Source organism: Fulvivirga aurantia, from assembly GCF_009711475.1.
Lineage (GTDB): Bacteria > Bacteroidota > Bacteroidia > Cytophagales > Cyclobacteriaceae > Fulvivirga > Fulvivirga aurantia.
The window spans coordinates 1-5,399 of sequence record NZ_SMMD01000670.1; the positions used below are offsets into that span (position 1 = coordinate 1).

Sequence of the window (5,399 nt, forward strand, 5' to 3'; positions counted from 1 at the left end):
TTTCCCAAAACAAGAAACATCTTATTAGCAAAATCACTTACTTGCAATAATTTGCACGTTTTGCAGGTTGGCAAGATTTTTTTATTTGTGTAAGAAATAATAATATCATGAGGACAGTTTTAACTTCATTAATTCTACTCTTCACATATTTTTCTGCGTACAGCCAGTGTGATTTTACCATCTCTCCTACCAACCCTGGCAGCAATTGTCAATATGCCATTGAAGAAATAGTCTGGACAAGTAGCGCCAACGTGTCAATCACCGGGAATAATATCACAAAAAACGCTGGTGGCAATAATAACTGGAATGGTGGTGCTGTATCAACAGCTGCGGTTTATGATAATGGATATGTCGAATTTACCGCAGGAGATCAGGTAGACGATAAAATTTTTGGGTTAAGCAATGCAGATGGTGGTATTAACTTTGGCACTGTAGAGTTTGGCTTTGATCTGGAAAATGACCGGGATGTAAAAATCTACGAGTCAGGGAATCAAAGAGAAGGGACATATGGTAGCTACTCAACAGGCGATGTTTTTAGGGTGGCAGTACAAAGTGGTGTGATTCACTATTACTGGAATGGCACACTCTTGTATGTAAGTAATACAAGCCCAACACTTCCACTTATAGCCGATATTGCTCTCAACGACCTAGGTGCAAGTTTTACCAATGGTGTGATAGCTAATGGTGTTGATGGTAATTTTACAGCAACAGCAACTAATCCCGGAAGTGGTCCATCTTATGCGTGGTTTCTAAATGGCGCCCCTACCGGGGTAACAGGCACTTCTTACACTAATAATTCTTTAGTAGCGGGAGATCAGATTACAGCAACGCTTAATCCAGGTACGGGTGGTTGTGCCCTTGGAGTTGTCAATTCAAACACTATTACGATAGCAGAGCCTTCACCAACTACTTATGCAACCCTATTTGTAGAAGGCACTTCAGCAACTGATGCTTGTAAGCGAGCAGTAGAACCTGTCACTTTTACAGACATAGTTAACATCGAAGTATCAGGAAATAACCTAATAAAAGAACAGGGAAATAATAATAACTGGAATGCCGGGGTGGCCTCAGTGAATACAGTGGCTGATAATGGCTATATGGAATTTACCATCGGAGATCAGAATACAGATAAAATAGTTGGTTTAAGTAGCACCAATACCAATGAAGGATTTGGTACCGTAGAGTTTGGTTTTGATCTTGAAAACGATCGGGATGTAAAAATCTACGAATCTAATACACAACGAGAAGGCACCTATGGTAACTATAGCAATGGTGATGTATTCAGAATAGCAGTGGAAGATGGTATCGTGCATTATTACTGGAATGGCACTTTACTTTACATAAGCAATGTCACTCCTTCTTTGCCACTTATAGTAGACGCCTCTTTTAATGATGAGGGGGCCACAATCAACAATGTAATTATTGCAAATGGCAATACAGGCCAGTTTTCGGCTAACGTTACAAATGCCGGGGCAAATCCGCTATACCAATGGACACTCAACGGAATTGACGAACCAGGTGAGACCGGTAGCACGTATACCAATACAACTTTAGCAAATGGAGATGAGGTCGCTGTGATTGTTCAACCAGACCTTGACAATTGTAGCAATGTAACTTACACTACCCAAGCGGTAACCATCGAGACAATCTCAACCCCGGATTTCGGCACTTTCTATGTAGAAAATACAGCTTCAGCAGATGCATGTAAAGAAGCTATTGAGCAGGTAGTTTTTACAGACATTGTAAATATCGAAGCTACAGGCAACGATATAAGCAAAGAGCAAGGGGGCAGCAACAATTGGAACGCGGGAGTAGCTTCCTTAAATTCTGTTAAGGACAACGGCTATTTAGAGTTTGTTATTGGCGACCAGAATACTGATAAAATTGTTGGTTTAAGCACTACAAATACAGATGCTGGTTTTAATACAGTAGAATTTGGTTTTGATTTAGAAAATGACAGAGATGTAAAAATCTACGAATCAGGTACACAAAGAGAGGGCACCTTTGGGAACTATAATATTGGAGACACTTTTAGAATTAGTGTTGAAAATGGTGTTGTGCATTATTACTGGAATAGCAACCTACTTTATATCAGCAATGTGACACCAACACTCCCTTTAATTGCAGATGTTTCATTTAATGATGAAGGGGCTGTGATAAATGACGTCATCATATCAAACGGTAATACAGGACAGTTTTCTGCTATTTTAACAGATGCCGGGGCTAGCCCATCTTTCCAATGGACACTCAATGGCATAGACCAGGTAGGTGAGACTAATAGCACTTACACCAACACCAGTCTTGCTGATGGAGACGTGGTTTCAGTAATTGTACAACCAGATTTAGGAGGTTGTGGAGATGTATCCTACACAGCTAATACAGTTACAATTAATGAAATAACAACGCCTGAGTTTGGTGTTTTTTATGTAGAAAATACTGCCGCAACAGATGCCTGTAAAGAAGCTATCGAGCAGGTGGTATTTACTGACATTGTAAATATAGAGGCCACAGGCAATGATATTTCTAAAGAACAAGGAGGTAATAATAATTGGAATGCCGGAGTAGCTTCTCTCAATAGCGTTAAAGACAACGGCTACTTAGAATTTACAATCGGAGATCAAAATACAGATAAAATAGTTGGCTTAAGCAACACCAACGCTGATGCCGATTTCGGGACTGTTCAATTTGGCTTTGATTTAGAAAACGATAGAGACATTAAAATCTATGAATCAGGTATCCAGCGAGAAGGTACTTATGGTAATTACAGTATCGGAGATATATTTAAAATTGCTGTCGAAGATGGGGTTGTTCACTATTATTGGAATGGCACGTTGCTCTATCTAAGTAATGTAACACCTACTCTACCCCTTATAGCAGATATATCATTTCATGATGAAGGTGCCTCCATAAATGATGTCATCATTTCAAATGGCAACACAGGACAGTTTTCTGCTATAGTGACCGATGCAGGAGCAAATCCGCTTTATCAGTGGACCTTAAATGGTGTGGATGAAGCTGGGGAAACCAATAGTACGTACACAAATACAAATCTTGCAGATGGAGATGTAGTTACTGTTTTAATTCAGCCCGATCTTGGAGGGTGTGGTGACGTTACCTACACTGCCAACACGGTGACCATCAGGGAGATTTCTACTCCTGAATTTGGAACATTTTATATAGAAAATACAGCCTCAGATGAAGCATGCAAAGAAGCTATAGAGCAAGTTGTTTTCACCGATATTGTAAATATTGAAACCTCTGGTAACGATATCATCAAAGAACAAGGCGGCAACAACAATTGGAATGCCGGTGTTGCCTCGCTTAATTCAGTCAAAAATAACGGCTACATGGAGTTTGTTGTAGGGGATCAGAGCGATGACAAAATAGTTGGCTTAAGTAGCACAAATGCTGATGCAGGCTTTAATTCTATTGAGTATGGCTTCGATTTAGAAAGCAACAGAAATGTAAAAATCTATGAGTCTGGCACTCAAAGAGAGGGTACATTCGGAAGTTATAGCATCGGAGATGTATTCAGGATTTCTGTTGAAGAAGGTGTAGTGAACTATTATTGGAATGGAAACCTACTCTATGTAAGTACAACGGTGCCCATCTTGCCACTTATTTTCGATACCTCATTTAATGATGAAGGAGCAGCAATCAATGATGTAATAATTTCAAATGGTAACACAGGCCAATTTACAGCAATAGTTACTGATGCAGGTGCTAACCCATCATACCAATGGACGCTTAACGGAATTGATGAGGCTGGGGAAACCAATAGCACATATACAAATACAAGCCTGTCTAATGGAGATGTGGTTTCAGTGGGGATTACCCCAGATCTGGGTGGTTGTAGTGATGTGACCTACATGGCCAATAATGTCACAATTAATAACCTCACCTCACCTACATTTGGCACCTTTTTCATCTCAAATACACCCTCTACAGATGGTCTGCAGCCGGTAGCTTTTGAGGATATCACCTGGACAGATGAGGTAAATGTTTTTACAACTGGTAATGCTATTACAAAGGGTCAGGCTGGCAACAACAACTGGAATGCCGGTGCTGCAAGTTTAAATACTGTAGTAAACGACAGCTACGCACAGGCTGTAATTACAGAAACAGGAGCGGATAAAATATTCGGACTAAGTAATACAAATAGCGATGCCGCTTTTAATTCTGTACAGTTTGGCTTTGACCTTGAAAACGATGGAGATATTAAAGTTTATGAATCAGGCACACAGCGAGGTGGTACTTTGGGCTCATACAGTGTAGGTGACACACTAAAAGTAGCAGTTCGTAATAATAATGTTGAGTATTATCAAAACAGTACATTACTATACACCAGTACAGTCACCCCCACACTGCCCCTAATCATAGACCTGTCTTTACATGACGAAGGCGCGGCTTTGAGTAATGTAGCTATAGTAAGCCTCACAGATGGAGTATTTACAGCTACTGCACCAGATGCAGGTGCCAACCCAACCTACCAATGGAAACTTGACGGAGTAAATGTGGGGGCGAACTCACCCACCTATACCAACAGCTCTCTTAACAACGATGAAGTTATAACATTGGATATCATACCAGATATTGGAGGATGTAGCTCTAATGCCTATACGTCTAATCAGATTTTAATTCAAACCTCAAATGCCGTATTACCGGTTTCCTTAATTGCGTTCCAGGCTTCTACTAATCAAGATGTAATTGACTTACAATGGTCTACAGCCAGCGAAACCAATAATGACTATTTTATTATAGAGAAATCATCTGACGGGGTTAATTACAACCGTTTATCAAAAGTAAAGGGTGCCGGCAATGCCTCTCAAGTAATGAAATACACCGCTACCGATGCCAGGCCTTTTCAAGGCACTAATTATTACAGACTATCTCAGGTAGATTTTGATGGCACAACAGCCATTTTAGGGGTTGTTTCAGCAACATATGCGATAGATATACCACTTTCGTTTAATTTATTTCCGAACCCTGGTAATGGTGTAGACCTGGAAGTAACGGGTACCCTTTTTGGTTTTGACCAATTAGAGGTACTAGACATCAATGGTATAGTATTAGAAACTCATAAGATTGACCATTTAAGCCGACAAAAGCTCAAATTCGAAAAAACGCTAAGTAAGGGCATGTACTTTATAAAACTCTCGGGAGAAGAGGAAGTACAGGTAAAGCGTTATTTAATTAAATAGCAAAGCAACGCTCAAGCACTGGTTGATGCTTGCTTGCAAATTTGGAGTAACACCATTTTTTTAATTCTTCGATCTCTTCCTGGATCAAATTTCTAATGGCTTTTTTTAATTCTTTCTCAAAAAGTTTGGCATCAAAACTCACCTTTGTGAGTATTGTCTTTACATATTCTAACATGATTAACTCGAAGTTTTGGTTAG

At 39.8% G+C, this 5,399-nt stretch carries 2 protein-coding genes; one reads left to right on the forward strand and one right to left on the reverse strand.

From position 1 onward, the window contains the following. Positions 1 to 107: 107 nt before the first annotated feature. Positions 108 to 5,201, forward strand: coding sequence for a T9SS type A sorting domain-containing protein (locus E1176_RS07000; protein WP_155209889.1), 5,094 nt, complete (start codon positions 108 to 110; stop codon positions 5,199 to 5,201). Here the strand turns inward: E1176_RS07000 and E1176_RS07005 are convergent. After that, the coding region (locus E1176_RS07005; RefSeq protein WP_343030513.1) for a hypothetical protein at positions 5,194 to 5,399 on the reverse strand (206 nt) is incomplete at its 5' end. The genes E1176_RS07000 and E1176_RS07005 overlap by 8 nt on opposite strands.